At 36.4% G+C, this 20,954-nt stretch carries 20 protein-coding genes; 14 read left to right on the forward strand and 6 right to left on the reverse strand.

What is annotated here, in order from left to right; all coding sequences use genetic code 11:
* Positions 1 to 2 precede the first annotated feature (2 nt).
* From AADH04_RS14440 to yejK, 11 genes are all read left to right on the forward strand, one after another.
* Positions 3 to 1,223 carry a beta-ketoacyl synthase N-terminal-like domain-containing protein gene (locus AADH04_RS14440; protein WP_434777975.1) on the forward strand — a complete coding sequence of 407 codons (1,221 nt, stop codon included), beginning with the start codon at positions 3 to 5 and terminating at the stop codon, positions 1,221 to 1,223.
* A 105-nt stretch (positions 1,224 to 1,328) separates the two neighbouring features.
* A complete protein-coding gene (locus AADH04_RS14445; RefSeq protein ID WP_434777976.1) occupies positions 1,329 to 2,222 on the forward strand; it encodes a hypothetical protein in 894 nt (297 codons plus the stop codon).
* A 21-nt stretch (positions 2,223 to 2,243) separates the two neighbouring features.
* Positions 2,244 to 2,951, forward strand: coding sequence for an ABC transporter ATP-binding protein (locus tag AADH04_RS14450; protein ID WP_434777977.1), 708 nt, complete (start codon positions 2,244 to 2,246; stop codon positions 2,949 to 2,951).
* Complete coding sequence (locus AADH04_RS14455; protein ID WP_434777978.1) at positions 2,935 to 3,585, forward strand: hypothetical protein; 651 nt, start codon at positions 2,935 to 2,937, stop codon at positions 3,583 to 3,585. The genes AADH04_RS14450 and AADH04_RS14455 overlap by 17 nt, the downstream gene beginning before the upstream one ends.
* Positions 3,586 to 4,899, forward strand: a complete 1,314-nt coding sequence (locus AADH04_RS14460) for an ABC transporter permease (RefSeq protein ID WP_434777979.1) — start codon at positions 3,586 to 3,588, stop codon at positions 4,897 to 4,899.
* Positions 4,900 to 4,909: 10 nt separating this feature from the next.
* The gene (locus AADH04_RS14465) at positions 4,910 to 5,692 is read left to right on the forward strand and encodes an outer membrane lipoprotein-sorting protein (RefSeq protein WP_434777980.1); all 783 of its coding nucleotides are present in this window, start codon (positions 4,910 to 4,912) and stop codon (positions 5,690 to 5,692) included.
* 53 nt (positions 5,693 to 5,745) lie between these two features.
* On the forward strand, positions 5,746 to 7,059 hold the full coding sequence (locus AADH04_RS14470) for a hypothetical protein (protein ID WP_434777981.1): 1,314 nt from the start codon (positions 5,746 to 5,748) through the stop codon (positions 7,057 to 7,059).
* A gap of 10 nt (positions 7,060 to 7,069) precedes the next feature.
* Entirely contained in the window at positions 7,070 to 7,990 is a 921-nt protein-coding gene (locus AADH04_RS14475) for an ACP S-malonyltransferase (RefSeq protein WP_434777982.1), read from the forward strand.
* A 1,390-nt stretch (positions 7,991 to 9,380) separates the two neighbouring features.
* Positions 9,381 to 10,277, forward strand: coding sequence for a diaminopimelate dehydrogenase (locus tag AADH04_RS14480; RefSeq protein WP_434777983.1), 897 nt, complete (start codon positions 9,381 to 9,383; stop codon positions 10,275 to 10,277).
* Positions 10,278 to 10,444: 167 nt separating this feature from the next.
* The gene (locus tag AADH04_RS14485) at positions 10,445 to 10,774 is read left to right on the forward strand and encodes a hypothetical protein (RefSeq protein WP_434777984.1); all 330 of its coding nucleotides are present in this window, start codon (positions 10,445 to 10,447) and stop codon (positions 10,772 to 10,774) included.
* Between the two features lie 289 nt (positions 10,775 to 11,063).
* Positions 11,064 to 12,065, forward strand: coding sequence for a nucleoid-associated protein YejK (yejK, locus tag AADH04_RS14490; RefSeq protein ID WP_434777985.1), 1,002 nt, complete (start codon positions 11,064 to 11,066; stop codon positions 12,063 to 12,065).
* A 369-nt stretch (positions 12,066 to 12,434) separates the two neighbouring features.
* Here yejK and AADH04_RS14495 read toward each other — a convergent pair whose 3' ends face one another.
* Positions 12,435 to 12,626, reverse strand: a complete 192-nt coding sequence (locus AADH04_RS14495; protein WP_434777986.1) for a hypothetical protein — start codon at positions 12,624 to 12,626, stop codon at positions 12,435 to 12,437.
* A gap of 248 nt (positions 12,627 to 12,874) precedes the next feature.
* Between AADH04_RS14495 and AADH04_RS14500 the strand changes: the two genes are divergently transcribed.
* The 3 genes from AADH04_RS14500 to AADH04_RS14510 all read left to right on the forward strand — a co-directional run bounded on the left by AADH04_RS14500 (position 12,875) and on the right by AADH04_RS14510 (position 15,076).
* Complete coding sequence (locus tag AADH04_RS14500) at positions 12,875 to 13,315, forward strand: hypothetical protein (RefSeq protein WP_434777987.1); 441 nt, start codon at positions 12,875 to 12,877, stop codon at positions 13,313 to 13,315.
* 304 nt (positions 13,316 to 13,619) lie between these two features.
* Positions 13,620 to 14,183: a DUF1415 domain-containing protein gene (locus tag AADH04_RS14505; RefSeq protein ID WP_434777988.1), complete on the forward strand. Its 564-nt coding sequence runs from the start codon at positions 13,620 to 13,622 to the stop codon at positions 14,181 to 14,183.
* A 158-nt stretch (positions 14,184 to 14,341) separates the two neighbouring features.
* Positions 14,342 to 15,076: a response regulator transcription factor gene (locus AADH04_RS14510; RefSeq protein WP_434777989.1), complete on the forward strand. Its 735-nt coding sequence runs from the start codon at positions 14,342 to 14,344 to the stop codon at positions 15,074 to 15,076.
* Positions 15,077 to 15,163: 87 nt separating this feature from the next.
* On the opposite strand, the gene AADH04_RS14515 is transcribed toward AADH04_RS14510, so the two are convergent.
* The 5 genes from AADH04_RS14515 to AADH04_RS14535 all read right to left on the reverse strand — a co-directional run bounded on the left by AADH04_RS14515 (position 15,164) and on the right by AADH04_RS14535 (position 20,816).
* The gene (locus AADH04_RS14515; RefSeq protein ID WP_434777990.1) at positions 15,164 to 16,459 is read right to left on the reverse strand and encodes a sensor histidine kinase; all 1,296 of its coding nucleotides are present in this window, start codon (positions 16,457 to 16,459) and stop codon (positions 15,164 to 15,166) included.
* A gap of 109 nt (positions 16,460 to 16,568) precedes the next feature.
* A complete protein-coding gene (locus AADH04_RS14520) occupies positions 16,569 to 17,885 on the reverse strand; it encodes a hypothetical protein (RefSeq protein WP_434777991.1) in 1,317 nt (438 codons plus the stop codon).
* Between the two features lie 2 nt (positions 17,886 to 17,887).
* A complete protein-coding gene (locus AADH04_RS14525; RefSeq protein ID WP_434777992.1) occupies positions 17,888 to 18,424 on the reverse strand; it encodes an outer membrane lipoprotein-sorting protein in 537 nt (178 codons plus the stop codon).
* Positions 18,425 to 18,693: 269 nt separating this feature from the next.
* The gene (locus tag AADH04_RS14530; protein WP_434777993.1) at positions 18,694 to 20,085 is read right to left on the reverse strand and encodes an ABC transporter permease; all 1,392 of its coding nucleotides are present in this window, start codon (positions 20,083 to 20,085) and stop codon (positions 18,694 to 18,696) included.
* Positions 20,082 to 20,816, reverse strand: a complete 735-nt coding sequence (locus tag AADH04_RS14535) for an ABC transporter ATP-binding protein (protein ID WP_434777994.1) — start codon at positions 20,814 to 20,816, stop codon at positions 20,082 to 20,084. Before AADH04_RS14535 ends, AADH04_RS14530 begins: the two co-directional genes overlap by 4 nt.
* Positions 20,817 to 20,954: the final 138 nt, after the last annotated feature.

Consider the following 20,954-nt stretch of genomic DNA (forward strand, 5'->3'; position numbering starts at 1 on the left):
CTTTGAATAACGCAGCTATTATTTCTGGTCACAGTGTGTGCTTGGCATTTGCAAAAGACAGTAATGTGTTAATTGATAACCTTAAGCAGGGCAAACATGTCAATAAAACATATTGGTTTGCTTCTGATGAAGCAGCCATTGAATGCGGGTTAAAAAGTAATAAATGTGCAGCCAAACTCGTGCATGAAAATAATAGCGATTTTAACTTAGTGTGCGAGCTGATTGATAATGCTTTAGAAAAAGCAATGTTGAATAAACATTGCTTATCGGGTGAAAACGTCAGAGTGTATTTAACTGGATTAGGACCAAGGGTGGATGTGATCGATTATGCAGCGTTCTATGATCATAACGATGTCGAAGATGTCACGCTCACTAAATCTGTTCAGAATTTACATGTTTCTAAGATGTCTCAGGACAAGCTGGCATATAACATTGCCAATAAGTATCGTTTGAAATATATGCCACCCAATATGCATTGTACCAGTAACTCATCTCTTAGTGCAGTGCATCTTGGTATTCAAGCGATAGAGCATGGTGACATCGACTTAGTTGTGGTTGTCAATTGTTCGCGTATCAAAACACAGGACATCTATTTTCTGGAAAGCCAGTCAATGCTGGACAGTAAAGTAGTACAACCCTTTGGTGAAGAAAGCAAAGGCGTATTATTCGCCGAAGGGTTTTGTGTCATGGTGCTGGAGAGTGCTAATCATCGAAATGCTAGGCAGGTATCAGGTGGTATCAAGTTGACATCAACTTATGCACAAATCAGTGCAAGTAGAAGTAACGATGCCGCTCAGCTTGCGACCAATTTATTGAAAGTAATGAATAAAGCCATTAATGAAGCAAATGTTTCCTGTGACGACTTATGCGCCATTATTCCCCACGCCAATGGTTCAGAAACCAGCGATAAGGCAGAAGCGCAGGCCATTGTCTCTCTACTAGGTGAGAAGTCTGTTCCTGTTTTGGCATATAAAGGTCAAATTGGTTATACACCAACAGGTTCTGGCATCGTTGATTTAATTATTGGGCATCATTCTTTGGTTTATGGTGAGTTGCTTTCTCCGATAGGCTCTGGAGCGATAAGAGAAAACATTGTTCAGCATATGTTACTGAATAAAGGGATCGTTAAGCACGATAAGAAACACCTTTTAAAAGTTGGCTTAGGTGTTGATGGTTCTATTATCGGTGTCGTCATGTCTGATGATCATAATACCAAGAACTAAATTGATATGGAAAACATCATGTATTTATCTTCATTTTCCATTACTGAACCAGAGGAGAGTGTTTATTTATATTACCCTTGCTGGCTCAACGTATGGGAATCACACATGTATAACAAATCACTAAAATCAACAAATGCGCACGGCTGGGGATTTAAGCGATTTGGTACCACAAAAGATACCTATGCTAGAGAAATGATCCGAACACCCCTTTATAAAAAATATATTGATGCGATGGAGCAAGTGTGTGATACAGCATTGCATCAGCTAAGTGCCAAAGAACGTATGCTTCTGATGAAATCACGTACGGCATTCATCTATGCTGACTCTTGGGGTGAATCAGGACCATTTGAAGATATTTCCAGTGCACTGCACACAGCGATGATCGATACATTGCCTAAAAATCTAGTGAAGAAATTTTCTGTAAATGATTTTACTTGCAAAATTAGGGGTGAAAAACAGTCATTGGTACAAGCCATGAGAGTGGCTCAAGATTATCTAAACTGGGGTATTTTTGATTTTGTGGTGATCTGTGCTGCTTATCGTGCTGTGCCAGTACTGGTTTTTTCTGAAGAAGATATTGCGGTGAGCAAAAAAGAAAAACGCACAGTAAAAGAGATCAAAATGAACCTATCTGTTGAACGTGTCGGCTGCTTTATTTTTAGCAAGCGAGAAAGTAGCCTTAAAGTTGATTGCAAAAATTATGTTATGCCAACCAATAATGAAAGCTTACGTACTGATTTGTTAGAAAAAGATTCTGATATCAATTTCATAGCTTTTGCAGGATTAAGAAAAAGTGATCCCATACAAACGCTGCTTAATAAAAAAAATGTGTCTGGGGTTCATGCCATTAGTCTTGTTGACATGTATGGTGGCAGCGGTTGTCTTTCTCCTGCGCTTGGCTGGATATATCTGGAACAGAACGATATCTCTCAGAGGAAAATGAGAACCGTCGTGCCAGATAACTTTGGCGGTTATAACTACTTTGATACTTGGTCTTAGTTTAAATCAGCGGAAAAAATTATGGTAAACAATATTAAAGAATTGCCAGCAATACTTTTGATTGATATTCATAAAAGTTATGGCGTCAATGAAAGTAAAGTTGATGCGCTTAAAAATATTAATCTTGAGATTGCAAAGGGGGAGTTTCTAGCGCTTTGTGGCCCATCTGGAAGTGGAAAAAGTACGCTACTGAATATCTTATCTGGTATTGATAAACCCTCAGCGGGTTCTACCATTTTTCTGGATAAGGCACTTAATGATTTAAATGAGAACCAGCTTTCCTTTATCCGAAGTAAGCACTTGGGTTTTATCTTTCAATTTTTTAACCTAATTCCTGTGCTTAGCGCGTTTGATAATGTCTACTACCCACTTATTTTAAATGGGAATTATAACAAAAAGGAAGCGAAAGAACGATCCTTGTATTATCTGGATAGTGTAGGAATCAGCCATCTGGGCAACCGTAAACCGGGGCAGTTATCAGGTGGTCAGCAGCAGCGTGTGGCTATTGCCAGAGCGTTGGCACATAACCCAGAGGTAGTGGTGGCTGATGAACCCACTGGTAACTTGGACCTTGCTACGGGAGAAGCCTTTTTGGATCTATTAATGAAAATTAACGAAGAAACCAAAACCACATTTATTGTTTCAACGCACTCAACTCAACTTAAGGATAGAGCCAAGCGTGTTATAGAAATCAAGGATGGAGAATTAGTTTATGATTCAGCTCAATAAGGTTTTTGTGTTTTTTATATCTTTGTTCCTTTTTACGCATGTTCATGCACAGGTTGCAAATGTACCCGTTGTTCAAACAGTAATACAAAAAGGTTTTCCTGTTCAGCCTGATGAATTGTTAAAAACCACTCATGCATTGTTCAGTGAATATAAAAGCCAAAAAAACGTCTCTTCACTGATTTTTTATTCTTATGGCATGTTACGACTGGCAAATCATTTTAAAGCGCTAAACGATTATGTTAATGCTTCTGAATACGCTAAGCTAGGTTTCTTTTACTTGGATGAAGCCGTAGACACTCATGAAAATGATATGCGTGTTCGCTATTTAAGAGCGCGTGTCGATGCTTATTTACCAGCAGACCTAGGGCGTTGTGTTGTGACTTTATACGATACGGATATTCTGTTAAAAGAAAAAAAGCAGTTTGATCATGATGTTTTGGCACAGATTCAGTATATGCGTTACCGCGCTCTTTTGAGCTGTAAAGAAAACAAAAAGGCCGATGTACTTTTGGCGCAAATGAAAAAAGCAAGCCCAAGCCAGATCAAGTTATTGTCTTTAGGTGTTGAGAGTACGCCTGAGTGGGATGTTAATGAAATTACACAGGTTGTCATGCCTCTGGTGAAAGGTGAATAAATGTTTAATGGACTGATTTTAACAAGCTTTGCTGTTTTACTGATTTTAGGCTTTGTACTTTATTGTGTTATTTTTAAAACTCAGGATGCTAAATTTGCATTTTTGAATTTATTCAGACACAAAAGGCGTTCGTTTTCCACGATTGTTGCCATTATTATTGGTGGTGTTTCAATATTTCTGTATGGTGGATTTATTGACTACTCCTTTTGGATATTAAAAGAACAGACAGTCAGAACCAACATTGGTCACATACAAATTTATGATCAATCATACTTTGAAACCTCGAATAAAAATAAAAGCATTATTGAAAATTACGACACATTAAAGGCAGATATTCTCAATGATAGCCAGTTATCTGGATATATTTCGACAATTTCTGGACAACTGGAATTTACAGGCGTTGTTTCACAGTATGAAAGTGAAACATCTAGCTATTTTTCTGCTTTAGGCGTTGAACCGTTACCGGCACTGAAACTTGGTTCTTTTGATAAGCTGGTTTCAGGTAGTGACCTATCACGTATTAAACAGGATGAAATTACGCTGGGTAGTGGCTTAGCAAAAACATTGAATGCTCGTTATTCTGACTGGTTGGATGTATTGGTTGTCAATACTCATGGTGGGCAGGGCGCACAGTCGTTTAAACTGCGCGGTATTTTTGAGTCTGGCATCAAAGATTACGACGATGTCGCCATGAAAATCCCGCTACAAACCGCACAGAGTATGATGGATACCAATGGCGTGAGCAAGTTTGTGATTCTACTCAAAAACGATGCTGAACTAGATGTTTTTAGCACAAAGTTGGAAACATTTATCTCGAATAAACAGCTACCGCTGATTGTCAAAAACTGGAAAGAGTTGTCGTTGTTTTACCAGCAAGTAGAAGGACTACTGTCAGGGATCTATTTCTTTATTAAAGTGATTGTGGTTTTGATTGTGATTTTTATGATCAGTAACTCAATGACCATGAATATTGTGGAGAGAACCCGCGAGATCACTACTTTACGGGCAATCGGCCTCAAACCTGCTCATATCACCAAACTGTTTGTGTTAGAAGGAATATTTATTGGTGCAATTGGTGCAATTGGGAGTTTGGCCATTGGTTTTGCTATTGCAGGCTTAATTAACCTCAATGGCATCGCGATGCCACCTTCTCCTGGTCAAACACAAGGTTATACTGCTTTTATTAGAACAGACAATTTTGATCTGATTTGGATAACGTTTGTATTGCCCATACTAACGTCCTCATTGGCTTCCATTTTACCGGCAATTCGTGCATCTAAGCTGAACATATCTGATGCTTTTAAATTTGTATAGGAAGATTACCATGAAAGTACCCGCAATTTTTGCATCAATAATATCGCTATTGCTCTTTTCAACTTTGGTGTATGCCGATATTGATACTAAAGCTCTAAATATTATCAGGCAGTCGGATGATGTGCGTTCACCAAATAAACCTTTTCGCTATACCGTAACGGTGCTGGAATATAAGTCAGGAGAGACAAAACCAGTTAATAAGCAGATTCTAGATATTTCTATGCGTTTTTTGAAACCTGAAAATGGTATAGAAGCTGATGCACGCTCTTTAGCTCGATTTGTTTATCCACCTAAAGATAAGGGTAAAGTGATGTTGTCTAACTGGTATGACTTATGGTTCTACACGCCACAACTGAGACGCCCAATCGCTATTTCTCGATCACAAAGGCTATTGGGGCAGATTTCTAACGGAGATGTCATTGTGACCAACTTTGAATATGCATACAACTCTAAACTACTGGGTGAAGAGCCTTGTGGAAAAACTGTTTGCTATAAATTAGCGTTGGAGCGTAAATCGCCAGAAGTAACCTATCCGAAAGTGACTTATCTCGTTGAAAAAGGTAACTTTCGCCCATATAAAGCATCTTATTTTTCGTTGGATAATAAGTTAATTAAAGAAGTAGCATATCAGAATTATAAGCCACTACTGGGTAAAGACAGGCCTGCAAAAATTATCGTTGTAGATGCACGCTATAGTAAAGGCTATTCGGTCATGGAATACAGTGATGTTAGGTTTGAATCTTTGCCTTTATCTCATTTTACCAAGGAATATATTCAGCGAGGTGGGAGTTGAAATTCCTGCATCTTTTCCTGACTTTACCTATCTTACTACTGCAAGGAAGAGCCATGGCTGCTTGTCTATCTGACTCTGATCTTGTGGTATTAGGGCAGATATCTTATACAAATAAAAAAACATTGATCTGGCAAATAGACAGAAAAAATCCGTACACTGCCAATAATGTGTTTAACGATCTGGTGCTCAAATACAGTAATAATTGTCAGCTTATAGACGATAAACTTGATTTGGATTTTTCTGTCTATGCTTTGGCTTATTACCCATATAAAGACGTAGGCACATTTGAGAAAGACGATAACCGTATGAGGGTACTGTTAGATCGTCTTCGGCTCTCCTATACTGTTTCGGATAGTGTCAGACTCGATGTTGGTAAACTTAGATCAAAAGGCGGTATCTTTTATCTTAAGTCTCCAGCAAGTTTATTGAATAACCATTATTCAGGATTTAAACCAACTCGTATTTATGACCCCACTATGAAGCAGGCGTATACAGAATCTTTTTGGGGCGCTATGTTAGCAAGAGACACAGATAGCCATTCATTATCTTTAACAGTAGCACCAAAATTAACACATATTGATAAACGTTATGAATCTTCCAGTAACTGGTCTGCAACAAAGCGTTCTAACGCCAGTGATCGTTATTTATTTACTTACACTGATTACCGTTTCAATAGCCATACACCATCAATAAGTGTCATGCTAGGAGATTCAAAATCCATTGCGTTTTCTAATAGCTTTAACTGGTCTGATCAGTTCGTCATTAATGCTGAGCTGGCTTATCATTTCAATCAACAGTGGCGCCATCTTGACGCGAAAAAGGTTGAAATGGTGCAACATTATACTTTTCCTACACAGCTTTACAGCAAAAATAATAATGATGGTGTTGAGTTGGGACTGGGGATGCAATACACCACAAACCGTTTTAGCCAACTTGGTCTGGAGTATTACTTTCAAAGCGAAGGATATTCTACATCACAGTGGCGTAAACAAACAGATTTAGTAAAATTTTTAAACCAAAAAACAAATTACATGCCGTTAGATCAGGCATTTGATTCTTATAAATATTTGATGGCTTCTGAAGTGTACAACACATCAAGTAAAGGGAACTTACAGGGGAAGCACTATATCAATGCTTACGCCAATATCTTGATGGAGGATCAGTCTAGTCTACAGCCTTATGCCGTACTGAATCTAATGGATAAAAGTTCGATGATTGGCCTACATTACAATAAACCGCTGTATCAATTGGATAAGCAACTGGAAGTCTATACGGGTGTTTATGCTGCGTTGGGCAGTAACGATTCGGAGTTTGGCCTATTTGGTGAAACAATTGGAACTTATTTAGGCTTTAAATATCATTTTTAAAGGTTTTTATATGGATACAAACAAATTACAGTCAGTTGTTTTTCTCTTTGCAGGTCAGGGTAACCCGACCATAGGCATGGGAGCAGATTTATGGGATATCAATGATACCACAAAAAAGATATGGGACTGTGCCAGCGATATTTCTGGGATCGATATTCGTCGTCTTTGCTTAAAAGGACCAATGAATAAATTGGTGCAAACCACTAATCAGCAGATGGCAGTAACAGCAATTAACGCCACACTTTATACCCGGTGTCGTAAAAAATTCAGCAATGTCAATATTATTGGTTCTTGTGGTCATAGTGTAGGTGAATATGCTGCTTTGTATGCCTCTGGTGCAATAACACTGGAAGATCTGTTTAAAATAATTCAATTTCGCTCTAAGCTAATGGACGATTTGAGCAAAGTTAACAAAGGCTCAATGCAAGCAGTGAAGGGTGGGGATTACCAGAGTGTATCTGATCTGATTGCAAGCTCTGGTCTTAAATTGGATATAAGCTGTGATAACACTCCGTGTCAACAGGTTATTGGTGGGACTGTTTCTGCCTTACGCGATTTTACGCCAATGCTGATTAACAGTGGCTATGATACGGTAAAACTCGGCGTAAGCGGTGCTTGGCATACCCATCTTATGGCCGATGGTGTCCAACAAATGCGAGATTTTTTGACGAATATACAAATCAAGCAACCTCAGTATGATGTCTTGATGAATGTTACTGGTGCGCCAGAAATAAACCCTGATGTGATTAAAGAGAATTTGTCTCTTCATTTAACGCATACTGTTAAGTGGACGGATTCTATAATGCATTTTTTAAGTAATCCGACCCCTGTGTTGTTTGTAGAGATAAGTAATAAAGCTTATTTGGGGTATATGCTTAACGATTTTGCTGGTTTTTCTTCAGACATGGCTTTACATTGTAGAAAGATTTAATGGCTCAATATGATTCCCGATTATTTTAAATTTATCCGCTTTCAAGATAAGAGGATTATACCTCTATTTTATTTTATCCTATTTATCGTTCTAGGATTTTATTGGAAAAATAATGCATTTAACATTACAGTACATGACTCATGGTTTATTAGTGGCATTCTGGCGATCACATTATTTAATATTATTTATGAACTAAAGTCTTACTGGGCATATAGTTGTGTCATTGGGCGTGTTGATGTGGATTATTTTTCAGGTAAAGATTGCTCTAAAGTGATCACCTTTTTCACTCGCCCAATGGTGGTCAGCTTGTTATCAATTTTTGTTTTTTGGCTAATTGTTCAAGGCTGTTTATTGTTACCATCAATGAGTTACAGTGTCATTTGCCTGTTCTTTGTGTCACCTCTGGTGATCTATTTGGTGTTCAGAACACTTAGGCCTATTTACATCAAACAAGTACTCACTTCTGCTTCAAGCCAGATTAAATTTAAAAACCTTTATTGGTACGTAATTGGTTATGTTCTGCTCACAACTGTGATCAATATTTTATCTATCAGCCCGTTAAAGGCGAACCTCGACTTTTCTTTAAACGATGGTTTTTTTTCGGCCAAACTGATGGTTGCCATGTTGATTCTATGTGTCATTGTGTTAATAATAAATTTGATTTTCTCCCGCGCATCTAAACGGTACATTTTTCTTGGTAGGATTTTTTTGAAAGAGATCGATTTCTTTCCTAAATCAATTCTATTAAATGTTTTATATACAAAGCCGTTTATGATCAAAATGCTGTTTTTATTAGTTGTTCAGTTTATATGGATTATAGCTGTCAGTATCATGCTAACCCTACTGAATTGGAATGTATTATTTGAAGTTTACTTTTTAATTTGTTATCTGCCTTGTGTGTTTTATTATTTTTTGCACATTTACTGGCACTGGCATAATGAGTTTCTTATGGCATGTGATATGTATTTTCGCTATGAAGAATTTAAAAAACGTAATAGTTAACAAAAGGTGGAATACTTAATAGAGCAAAAGGCAGATTTAAATCGTGTGACTACTACACAAATTATAATCAAAGAGTTCTTTCTTACGCATGTTCCCGTGGTTTGGCTGATATGGTGGGATTATCGATGAAACATGGTGCAATTAATCATTTAACGGGTAAAGCGATTTGTCAGTAAAAATATATTTTAAGTGATTTCGCTGAAGCTAAAGAGTAAAATTTCATCAGAGAAGAAAGCACAAAAGCCCTTATAGAGTAGGGGCTTTTTGTTTGATCTATTATATAATACATAAATATCATGAATTATTTGTTGTTTACCTTTTTTATTTATTCTAACAAATAGTTACCGATTACATATATTTCATACTAAAATTAAGAAATGAGGGCATAATGACCAGAAAAATTAGGGCCGCGATTATCAGTTATGGAAATATTGGTAAGTTTACGCTTGATGCACTTAATGCAGCAGATGATTTTGAAGTTGCAGGTATCGTGAGACGTAATATAACACCTTTACCAGAATTAGCTGATTATACTGTTGTTGACTCAATTGATAAATTAGACAACGTTGATGTTGCTATTTTATGTTCGCCGACACGGATAATCAAAGATACTGCTTTAGAAATATTAAAAAAGGGGATAAATACGGTTGATAGTTTTGATATCCACTCTAATATCATAGATTTAAAAAATACACTCGATCCAGTGGCAAAAGAGTATGGCTCAACAGCAATTATTTCTGCCGGTTGGGATCCTGGTTCCGATTCCATTATTCGAGCATTAATGTTGGCAATGGCACCAAAGGGAATGACTTATACTAATTTTGGTCCAGGTATGAGCATGGGGCATAGTGTTGCAGCCAAAGCCATTTCAGGAGTAAAAGATGCTTTATCCATCACTGTTCCTCTTGATACGGGTATTCACCGCCGTTTAGTTTATGTTGAATTAGAAGATGGTGCTGATTTTGCAACAGTAGAAAAATTATTAAAAGCAGATGCCTATTTTATTTCTGATGAAACACATGTAAAGCAAGTGGATGATGTGAGTGCTTTAAAAGACATGGGGCATGGTGTTCACCTTACTCATAAAGGAGTATCAGGTAATACGCATAATCAATTATTTGAATATTCTATGCGTATTAATAATCCAGCCTTAACTGCTCAGTTTTTAGTTTCTGCAGCAAGAGCAACCTTTAAACAAGCCAGTGGAGCATACACAGTAATTGAAGTCGCACCAATTCACTTTTTAGCTGGTAATCCAAATGATCTTATTTCACGTTTAGTGTAGAACAAAGATTGTTTAATAAGTCTGGTTTTTCGAATAGATGGAAAAACCAATAGAAAAATAGACCTGTGAACACAGGTTTATAGCTTGGTATTGTGTCATTAAGCAAAATATAGGTTCTAAAAGAATCATAATTAAATGTTTGCTTAAATAAATTAAAGGGTATGTTTATGCACCGATATTTCATGATTACTCTATTATGTTCTTTATTTTGTCTGTCTTGTTCTCTTGAAGCTTCAAATAAAGAGGGAACTGTTACCGTGATGAAGTCATTGGGGGTAAAACAATGTGAGGGTGGTTCTGTTTCTGCCGCATTAATTCAATTGAAGAATCAACTATTAAAAGCTCAAATCAATGTATTAGATGAAAAAAGCAGTGATGATGGAATGATGCACATAATGGTTTGTGGTGCAAATACTGGGGATATTGGTGTGTTTACTATACCTAAAAAACAGGAAATAAAAGCAAGGCGCTTGGGTTTTGAGTTGGTTAACGATTAATAATATTGCCATTAATATAGGTGACTACATACATTTTTATCATCGTCTGATTATTTGATTAAAAATATCTATTATTTATGGCTTTATTTGAATTTATAGTATTACTTGTCTGTCGTGTTTTTGTAAGACAAATAGAAGTTGTTAACACCAAAATCAATGGTCAATCATTGGATTTAGATTTTTATATAGCGTTAAAGCCAGTGATAAATTTAAAAATGATTGTAAATATGAACTGATATAATATCGGTTATCTAGAATTATATTTTTATGATTACCAAAAGAGATAAACATGAGTTTACAAATAGAAAAAATTATATTGCATCAACTGGTTCGTAAATCAGAGTCTGAAATTGATGTTGTATTACGTGAGACGGTTTTAGAAAGTAATTCCGCGGTTAATGAGTTAATTATGGATATTAATCGTGTTTATAATAATAAAAGTAAGGTATACGGGCTTTTTAATGAGGAGAGTTTATTCGCCGAATCAATCAAGGAGTTACAAAAAGGTAATCAAGATTTTTTAAATTTCTCTCAAGAGTCAACCAAACAGCTTCGTAATGAAATAGCAAAATATCCATTTACTGAAGGTGGAACAGTGGTATTTTGTTTATACCGTTACTTAGCTGTGGAATATCTATTGATTGCCGTCTTAGATAGCTGTAACAGTATGTTAGTAAATGAACAGTTAGATATTTCTCTGACTCGTTATCTTGATATTGACCATGCCGATATTATAGCTCGAGTTGATTTAACAGAGTGGCAGATAAACAATGATTCTAAACGTTATTTGACTTTTTTGAAAGGAAGCGTTGGACGTAAAGTTTCTGATCTATTTATGGATTATCTTGGTGCAAGTGAAGGTTTAGATAAAAAAGCTCAGAACAAGAGCCTTGTTTTAGCTGTAGATGATTATTGTCAGGAAATTCAATTAGACAAACACGAAAAGCAAGCTAGCCGAGAACAAGTATACAGTTATTGTCAACAGCAATTACAAGCAGGCGAAGAAATTCAGTTGTCCCAGTTAGTAAAAATATTGCCAGAACAAAACGAACAAAATTTTGTGTCATTTTTAAATAATAGTGAGTATGAGTTAGATGAAAAATTTCCTGCCGATCGCAGTACATTACGGCAATTAAAGAAATTCAATGGCAGTGGTGGTGGCCTTTCTATTGGATTTGACTCAGATTTGCTGGGTGATCGCGTCAAATGGGACCCACAAACCGATACACTTGTGATCAAAGGGATACCGCCTAACTTACGTGATCAATTACAACGAAATTATGGCAAATAGTAAAGAATGGGGTAATGGTCAAATACACCAATCTTCTCTCATATTAAACAATATACGATCTTTACCTTACTTGCCATTGATCATCTTTATTTTATTGATTTATTTTACAATTATTTTTCATAAAGGAGTTTGTGCAACTCTTTACCATTTTTTAGTAATTCTGGTGATTCTATATAATATGAGTACAATTCGAAATTTCGATTGGCAGATTTAATAAAGGTAAAAGTTTCTGTACCTTCTCCTTTTTCAAATTTAGTCCTATAAACAATAGTAATAATATTTCTATTTGTTTGATAATTTATATTAGTTCTAATCTCTTTCTTCCTAGAAAAATTACCTAATGATTTTTTTACAATACCTAGAAACTGATTATGTTTTTTTAAAGGCTATACTATCTTTATATTCTTTTGATGTCATGACATAATAAATCTCGCCATATTCACTTTTATCATAATAAGCATGAAATATATCGACTTTTTTGTGAATTTCGTCTAAGTTTTCTTTACTACTACAACTTATCAAAAAACAACCAAAGACCAATATAAAAAATATTTTTTTCATTATTTTTTTCCTAATGAAGTTATCGCTATAAAAAATCAATTTCAACTCTTTTTTGGGATAGTATTTTTAATCGACCCCTCTTTCCCAGATTTCAATTTACTAATAATTTTCTAGAGGATCTTGATACATATTTTTTATCTACGATTTTTTTTGCTAAATAAATTTACTTTAAATGAATATTAATCTAACAAATATTAGTTTGTAATATTAATACTTAGTTAGAAACGAACATAACAGCGAGTTTATTAATGAAGTTATTTATAACAATTATAGTAACAATACTTAATTTTGTGGGCTTCTTAACTGCAACCTGTAGCATAGGATTATCTATATTTGGCTTAGCTAACTCTTCTGATTTAAATGGTGTTAAATTAGGAGGGTATGGGGTAGTATTATCTGTTTTTGCCTTTTTAGTATCATATTTTATTTTAACTTGGTCTGCTAATAGTTATACACTTAAGAATAGTGGCAAAATTAAATTTACTTTATTACTGATTTTTCTAGTAGGTATATTTAGTTTAGGTATTGGCCTTTATCTTCCAATACAATTTCTGGGGTGGAGTCGTTTGATTTACAGTCATCAGCCCACTGAGTCAATTTTTCCTATTGTAACCGTTCAAATTTCAGTTACTTTGGTTTGTTTGTGGTGCTCAATGAGTGGTTGGAAAAAATCAAATACAGACATTTAATACAAATAAAAATAAAGTTTATCAGAAAACTCAGTTGGGAGACCTCTCGTAGAATGAATGTAGTCAATAAAAATGACTTTCATTCATTATACATGTCTAATGTTATGTATATATAATAAAAAAATTAATTTAAAAACAGTTTGTTGTGTCTAAACTCTGGGGAGATGCCAACTCTGTTTGGGCTATTTTAATCTAATTAGATTAACTTGATAATGCAAAAAAAGGGCCAAAAGTCATTTGTTGTTAGTCTTTTTTTTGCTATTATAATAACATAACTCTTAAACAATAATTGTTGGTGTCATTTATGTTACAGCATTCCAGCTCTGATGAAATTATTTTAGCTCACACTCGGACTTGGCTAGAAAAAGCTATTATTGGTCTCAATTTATGTCCTTTTGCCAAAGCTGTGTATGCTAAAAATCAAGTTAAATTGATTGTTAGTCATGCTCGTCATTTAGATGGCTTTTTAGAAGATCTAGATAGAGAACTTTTATTCTTGGCAAATTGTCCACCAGAAGAGACCGATACCAGTTTACTCATTCACCCAAGACTGTTCGAAGACTTTTTATTGTTTAATGATATGATGGAGCTAGCTGATCAAGCCATTATTGATAATCAACTGGAAGGGGTGATTCAATTAGCGCCTTTTCATCCAGAGTTTCAATTTGAAGGCACTAATGTGGAAGACATCAGTAACTACACCAATCGTTCTCCCTATCCAACCCTACATTTGATTCGAGAAAGCAGCATTGATAAAGCTTTAACCACAATGTTGAACCCAGATTCTATATTTGAACGCAATATTGCTTTACTTGAAGAAATGGGGCATGAAGGTTGGGCTACGTTGGGCTTGCCTTCTTCAAAATAAACTCAAACCACTCGTTTTGTAACCTATTTTGGTAATTGATCAATTCAGTGTTGACACAGGTTTTATTGTTGCTTTATTTTCTAGTCTATTGGTTTTATATATGGCTATTATCGTGTATAAACTATATAAATCTGGATCAACAGCATAAAAGGTGAGATGTGAAAGTATTAATGATTGATGATGATATTGGTTTAGGCGAAACGATGAAGCCAGTTTTGCAGATGTTTGCAATAAGTCTTGATGTTGCACATTCTTCAGAAGAGGGGCTAGAACAAATAAAACTACATCAATATGATTTGGTGTTACTGGATGTAATGTTGCCACGTATTACGGGTCTGGAAATTTGTCGAACCATCCGTAACTTAACTCCCCCTTTATGCGATATTCCAATTATTATGGTATCAGCCAGAACTGATCTGGTTGATAGAGTCGTTGGTTTAGAGACTGGTGCTGACGACTATGTTGCCAAACCCTTTGAACCCCGTGAACTTATTGCTCGAATTAATGCCGTTTGCCGACGTCATAATGACTTTAAGCCTAAATCTGTTGTGACAGAGAAAAAAAGTAGTAAATTTATCATGTTTCAAATGAATGATGATACTTTGCGTATTGATGTTTCACGTGCCCAAGTGTTCATTAATGATAATTTGCTCGATATTACATCCATGGAGTTTGAAATCTTATTAGCTTTAAGTAAGACTCCAAGCGATGTACTAAGTCAGGAAGAGTTATTACAGCGATGTAATGGTAATAGTGTTATTTATTCTCGTAGTATAATTGCTCTGATTTACCGGCTACGGAACAAAATACGTGAGGCAGGTGCACGAGTAGATTTTATTCGTACTATACGTAGTCGTGGTTATGCCATTGTTGGTTTTGTTGATGAAGTCTAAAAAATCATATTCCCATTCTAATCCGTATAGAATAAATGCAGTTCAGTTAATAAAACACCATTGATTAACATTTTACCGGTGTTCTACTTATTTAGAACTGGGTAAGATAAAGGCCTCAGGAAATATAACCTGTACTGTAGTACCTTTACCTTTGGTACTATCAATTTTTATTTCACCTTTAAGTCCATCAACAATGGTTTTACAAATGTACAGCCCAAGCCCATAACCACCGGATTCGCGCTGACGCGATTCATCCTCTCTCCAAAAAGGCTCAGTCAAAAAAGGTAGTTGATCTTCAGCAATACCAATTCCACGATCAGTCACGGAAATGTGTAGTGCGTAGCCTTGTTCCTTAACAAAAATGGTGACGGGTTGGGATTGACCATAAAATACAGCATTACCAATCAGATTGCGCATTAACACAACTAACATAACTGAATGACTGTAGAAAAAAGACATATTATGAGTCATCTTAAGTTCAATTAAACTCTTAGTATTTAATTGCTCTAAAACAATCTCATTAAAAAATTCAGCAACATTAATTTTACTTAAGTTAATTTTATCTTCGCCGGAATGTGTTTTTTCGGTATATAAAATAGCATCTAAAATACGTTCCACATTAACAATATCACCAAGTATCGCCTGACGTAACGGCTCATCAGTGATTAAATCTTTACGTACTTTTAGGCGAGTCAAGGGGGTACGTAACTCATGGGGGATTGCCAATAACATATGGCGACGGGCTTCATGAATGCGGTGTAATCGTTGTAACATTGTGTTAAAACTGTCAGCGAGCGTTTTGTATTCACCATAAGTGCGGTTGAGAGGAATTCGGTAGTTAAGATCACCTTGGTTGGCATGCTTAACTCCTCGGCCCAGCTCAATGAATGGTTTGGTTAACAAATGAATAGAGTAAAAGTTAAGCAATAAAATGAGTACGATTACGACTGTAATCAAACCAATTATACTAAGAGCCTGAGAGGATAATGAACGACCGAATTGTGGTAAGACGATAAAAGTGTGATTTTTATTCACAAACGCTGCAGCTATGTAATTATCATTGTTTGTTATTATTGCTATACCATCAGGGTCACGTAGTGCTATTTTGAGTAGTGGTTTGTAGGACTCATATTGTGCATCGTTTATTGCATCTTGTGGGATTACAGTGAGTGGCACCCCGTTGATGTTAATTTTAGCTAACTGTTCAGGTGTTTTATCCATTACTAAATTAGAAAATAATGCTTTCGATAGATAACGTCGAGGATGTTCATCTGCAATGCGCTGTAATGAAAATACTAGTACAAATACCAGAGCACAGCTTGAAACCAGCGTATTGAGCAATAGCATAGAAAATACAGTTCGTGAAGAGAACCACTTTATCATTAAATTACCTCACCGCTTTCATCCAGTAGGAGCACCATAAATATGCTGTTACTTTAATTACAGAAATTTATCATATTGCTGTTTTTTATTTTCAGTTGAAGGTATAAAATTAGATAGTATAAGTAAATGATAGCATAATGCCCCCCTTACGTCCTGTGCTGCCATAAATCGTATTATGACTGCCAAAATAGTGGTAACCTTGTAGGTTCATACGTAGGGCAGGCATTACGGGGGTGCTTAATGTTACTTGACTAAAACCACTGCCATCCATAGGGGTGACAGTGGTGATAATAGAAAGATCATTATTTTTCCAAAAATTATTCCATACCATACGATTAAAAAACTGTTGTTGGGCCAAAGGTTCCTGTTTAATATTGGCAAGTGAAGCTATACTGCGTGCTCTCCAATCACTGTGTGCAATAGCTCTACGCCATGAGCCAAGTTGGCTTTGCTTTAGCCCCGCCTCATTAAAGTGGTATTCAAGGCTCATTGAAATATCTTTATTGTCTACTAGGCTTTCTGGTAGTGACCAAGTGACTCCGTTGACAAGTTGGTGATAAAATCGTTGGTTTCCAATATTACTTTGTGCTTCATCGGCAAGGTTTTGTCGTCGTTGAACAAACCATTCACTGTATAGTACCAGATTGTCTAGCACAGTTAAACTTAGTTCTGTACCCAAACTAGGTTGGGTACTTTGATATAGGGAGCTCACTGTCAGTGATAGATTGTTCCATGATGCTGGTGATGGAGAGTATTTAATAAAAAAAGCATCTTGGTTATTAGTGCGATCAAGTCCCATACCAATGACCTTGCTATTGCTGGCTACAGTTTTTGATTTTACAGGCAAGTTTGGTCGGTAACCAAAGCTTAACACACTGTCGGTATTCAGCCAGACGCCCATTAAAGCAAAAACACCAAGACGATCTTCACGTCTATCGGTCGTATCTAAGCTTTCAAAGATCACTTGACTGTTGTTCTTAAACCAATCAGTAGGGTTAAAACCACTGGCGACACCATTCCGAATGTTTGTTCGCCCAGCTATCCAATGCCAGTTTTCTGTTGGAGTATAGTTAAGAGCGAGCGATTGAATATCCAAACGAATATTTTTCTCGGCTTGATAATGTTCACGGCTGTTAATTTGGCTACGTAACCGTGTGTTTAATTCTATGCTTAGAGAATCGCTGATGTTTCCTTGCCCATAGAGACGTGTACTGATTCGTCCACTGGCTATGGGGCTATCATGCTCTGCCCAATCAGCCATTGCCTGACTTTTAAGATCCAGACTAAGAGAACCCAATGCTTGAGATGATGAGTCTGTCACAGATTCGTGTGAGAAACTAGGTAGCGATGGAATGTCATCATTAGCTAGTACATCCTGTATTAATAGAATGGCGCTTAGGCATATAATCAGTTTTGTCTGGTTCATTGTCATTGTTCTCCCTGTGACGTAAAATGGGGAAGCCATTCTTTATTGAACCAAGACAGGGGTAACGTTTTTTTCTGATATTGGCTCATTTGCATAAGTGTTATTTTATTTGGGTTGAAACCGTCTCCAATAACGACTTCAGTAGGGCGGATACGATCAAATACCATTTTCCAGTTACGATACCAAGCAACTTTTAGTAATTTGCCACTATTACCATAGAATTTTCCTTTTAGTGGACGATCATTTTCTTTATCTACCCAAAGTTCTACCTGTTTATACGGAGCAAATTCATTTGTCGCTTTGAGTCTTAGTTTCCAGGCTAAACGCGAATTGCGGTCACCATCAGTAATTGTTTCCACTCCCTCTAATACTGCTGAATAATCGAGGGTAAAGTTAGAGGTAATAACATCACCATTCGAAGCATTACCAAGTAAGCGTTGGCGCGGTGACATACGAACCGATACTTTAGATTTAGGATCATAGAACCATAGAATATTATCGTTACGCAATAATAGCTTGCCACGGTCCGTGCTAGGCATATTCATATGTACAATGGTCAAGAATTGCCCAGTACTATTTTGCCGTGAATGGGTTGTAACTCGATTTTGATCTGTGAGCTTTTTATTTTCAAATTGCTTTAATGATACATTTACTACAAATGAGGTTTGTGGGTTACGGATCTGATCAGAGCGCTTGAGTATGTCGTAAGCTTGATCTGCCAATGCTGGTACGTTAACTAACGAAGTCAGTATACAGCTCAATTGTATGAGTTTTTTTGTGAAATTTTGCATGAGTAATTCTCCTGTTATCAGACGTGATGGATGGCTGAAATAATATTCATTCGTGAAGCTTTATAGGTAGGCCAAATTGCGGCGAATACCGAAAGTGTGAACAGAAACCCCATAATACTTAGCAGTAGCGGTGGATTTTCTAGAATCATAAGGTTAATTGTAAGAGGCGTTGCATTGCTTGGTGGTGTCCAGCTTAAGTTCATGTTATTGATTATGGTGCTAACAATCAGTGTAAAGGCAAGGGAAGCAAGAATACCGAACAATCCCATCAGGGCACTTTCAGATAGAAACATCCGCATGATGAAACTACGACGGAACCCCATAGCGCGAATGGTGCCTATCTCGTTAACCCGCTCCATGACTGTTAAATTAATTGTATTGGTGATGGTAAAGATGATCACAATCCCGAGAAATAGAGAGACCACTCCAAAAATAAAACTAAACATATTGAAAACTCGATCAAAAGAAGGGTCAACTTCATTAAAATGCAATATTTCTAATGACATGTTGTTGGTATCTAATATTTGTTGAATATGTTGCTTAACTTGCTCAGCTTGGTTAGGGTCATGTATTTGTACTAAAATGACGGTAGAGCGAGGCTGATCACCATATAGTAACTCACGTGCCAAATCGAAATGTACCATGACATAGGCGTTATCTAAAGAACGTTGTGCTTGTGATTGAGCTTGTTTAACATAAACGCTCATGATGTTTGGTGCACCTTCAGTGCTTGCGGCTAATAGGTTGAGCTGATGGCCTTTTCTTTTATCTGTCTGTTGATTGAGCTGTGCTTTGTCTTCAATAGACACGAGATCACTAACATCAATCTGTTCTTCAGAAATTACTTTGGCTTGTAGTCGCGGTGGATCTTCACAATCAACAATATTTAACTGTTTGCATAGACCCAGCTGGCGAGCCATCCCCACCCCAACGATAGCCTCATCATGTTGATCTCGGTTTAAACCAGTGGGAGGTGTAGAGACCTTAACATTCCAACCATCCCACAGACGCATTTTGTCTGCTTCTTCTGGTTGAATACCCCGTCCAATAAATGTTTTGCTGTTGCCCGTTTCTGTAATTCCTGCAATTCCTGCCAGAGAAATTTGTGGGGTAATCACTGAAATTTGTCGTTTAAGTTGAGGATCACTTTGGAGTAGGGTAATCACCGCTTGATAGTCGTTGATGGTATAGTTATCTGGATCAGCTGAACCATATTTTAGGTAACCTTGCTGGTAAATTTGTAGCTGACCTTGATCTTGAATTAATCCCGTTTGTACACCAAAATAAATTGAAGTAATAAAACCACCAAAGAGCATCATAGCCAAACCACCAATACCGATAGAAGTGATGGTAATGATGGAGCGATGGCTATTTTTTAACAAATTACGTAGTGCTATCAACCAAATCATTGAGAGTCTCCTGCATCTTTTAGTTTTCCGTCAACAATATGTATTAATTGACCAGACTTATTAAGCAAATTTTCGTTATGAGTACAAATAACAAAACTGGTATCAAACTGACGTCGCATTTCCAACATCAGATGGATGATTTCATTTGATGTTGATGAATCTAAATTGGCTGTTGGCTCATCGGCAATAACCAATGCGGGTGTGGTAACCAATGCTCGAGCAATAGCGACCCGTTGTCGTTGGCCACCACTAATTTCACTAAGGCGACGATTAATGTAATCTTTAAGCCCTACGGACTCCAAATAATATTCGGCTTTCTTTCTGCGTTCATGACGTGAAATATTATGATGTAATAACGGAAACTCAACATTTTCTCTTACAGAAAGAACAGGGATAAGGTTGAAAGATTGAAATATAAAACCAATATGTTGGGCACGAAAATCAGCGGCTTGGTTGTCGTTCATGGACAAGACATCTTGACCAAGGATAGTGATTTGTCCTTCATCGGGTTTATCCAACATTCCTAATATGTTGAGAAAGGTAGACTTACCACTACCTGAAGGGCCATAAACAAAGGTTATTTCTCCTTTTTGGATGGTACATTTTGCATTTTTTATGGCCGTAAATTGATAACCATCCATATTATATTTTTTTACGACTGCATTGAATATGGCGATATTATTCTCTGCTGTAGAATGAGTATTATTGGATATATGGTGTATTGAGTTCATCGTGTATTCCTTATTACATGGGAGTTGTTATTAGAAAACACCCTACTAATAAATACAATGAATGGCCGGTGGCATAAAATAGAAAAATAAACGATGAATGATATTGATGTGTTTATTTGTTTTAAAGAGTAAATAAAA

Source organism: Neisseria sp. Ec49-e6-T10 (assembly GCF_051132615.1).
Lineage (GTDB): Bacteria > Pseudomonadota > Gammaproteobacteria > Burkholderiales > Neisseriaceae.

Bases quoted from the DNA above. Each gene is read 5' to 3' on its own strand.
- AADH04_RS14445 (WP_434777976.1), top strand. From the start codon at position 1,329: ATGTATAACAAATCACTAAAATCAACAAATGCGCACGGCTGGGGATTT.
- AADH04_RS14450 (WP_434777977.1), top strand. From the start codon at position 2,244: ATGGTAAACAATATTAAAGAATTGCCAGCAATACTTTTGATTGATATT.
- AADH04_RS14455 (WP_434777978.1), top strand. From the start codon at position 2,935: ATGATTCAGCTCAATAAGGTTTTTGTGTTTTTTATATCTTTGTTCCTT.
- AADH04_RS14460 (WP_434777979.1), top strand. From the start codon at position 3,586: ATGTTTAATGGACTGATTTTAACAAGCTTTGCTGTTTTACTGATTTTA.
- AADH04_RS14465 (WP_434777980.1), top strand. From the start codon at position 4,910: ATGAAAGTACCCGCAATTTTTGCATCAATAATATCGCTATTGCTCTTT.
- AADH04_RS14470 (WP_434777981.1), top strand. From the start codon at position 5,746: ATGGCTGCTTGTCTATCTGACTCTGATCTTGTGGTATTAGGGCAGATA.
- AADH04_RS14475 (WP_434777982.1), top strand. From the start codon at position 7,070: ATGGATACAAACAAATTACAGTCAGTTGTTTTTCTCTTTGCAGGTCAG.
- AADH04_RS14480 (WP_434777983.1), top strand. From the start codon at position 9,381: ATGACCAGAAAAATTAGGGCCGCGATTATCAGTTATGGAAATATTGGT.
- AADH04_RS14485 (WP_434777984.1), top strand. From the start codon at position 10,445: ATGCACCGATATTTCATGATTACTCTATTATGTTCTTTATTTTGTCTG.
- yejK (WP_434777985.1), top strand. From the start codon at position 11,064: ATGAGTTTACAAATAGAAAAAATTATATTGCATCAACTGGTTCGTAAA.
- AADH04_RS14495 (WP_434777986.1), bottom strand. From the start codon at position 12,626: ATGAAAAAAATATTTTTTATATTGGTCTTTGGTTGTTTTTTGATAAGT.
- AADH04_RS14500 (WP_434777987.1), top strand. From the start codon at position 12,875: ATGAAGTTATTTATAACAATTATAGTAACAATACTTAATTTTGTGGGC.
- AADH04_RS14505 (WP_434777988.1), top strand. From the start codon at position 13,620: ATGTTACAGCATTCCAGCTCTGATGAAATTATTTTAGCTCACACTCGG.
- AADH04_RS14515 (WP_434777990.1), bottom strand. From the start codon at position 16,459: ATGATAAAGTGGTTCTCTTCACGAACTGTATTTTCTATGCTATTGCTC.
- AADH04_RS14520 (WP_434777991.1), bottom strand. From the start codon at position 17,885: ATGAACCAGACAAAACTGATTATATGCCTAAGCGCCATTCTATTAATA.
- AADH04_RS14525 (WP_434777992.1), bottom strand. From the start codon at position 18,424: ATGCCTAGCACGGACCGTGGCAAGCTATTATTGCGTAACGATAATATT.
- AADH04_RS14530 (WP_434777993.1), bottom strand. From the start codon at position 20,085: ATGATTTGGTTGATAGCACTACGTAATTTGTTAAAAAATAGCCATCGC.
- AADH04_RS14535 (WP_434777994.1), bottom strand. From the start codon at position 20,816: ATGAACTCAATACACCATATATCCAATAATACTCATTCTACAGCAGAG.